At 71.8% G+C, this 273-nt stretch carries 1 protein-coding gene; it reads left to right on the top strand.

Going from position 1 to position 273, the window contains the following annotated elements; genetic code table 11:
* Positions 1-46: 46 nt before the first annotated feature.
* Positions 47-273 (top strand): hypothetical protein (locus ACPYOI_RS36270; RefSeq protein WP_481424198.1); only part of this gene is annotated, 227 nt, incomplete at its 3' end.

The following is a 273-nucleotide window of genomic DNA, read 5'->3' as shown; positions in this document are numbered from 1 at the left end:
CACCCTTGACGCCCATGGCTGCTCGCACGTCCGCGTCCGGTGGTCGTTGCCCGCAGGTGCACCGGTGCGCTCCTCGATCGTCTGGGAGGTCTCGGAAACCGCGCTCGTCAAGGCAGCGGGCGGGCTCTACACGCCTCCACCGGTTGCCGTCGGGTCCTCGGGTTCGCCGCCACCCGGTCTGCGCCTCGCGGCCCTCTGGGACGCCTACGACCGGATGGACGACACCGCTCGACGCGCCGCCTTCCGACGCCTTGCCGAGTTCGACCCGTCGAC

Source organism: Rhizobium sp. SVR5-2C, assembly GCF_056755115.1.
The sequence above is the reverse complement of the archived record's forward strand: the minus strand, read 5'-3'. Positions and strand labels throughout refer to the sequence as shown.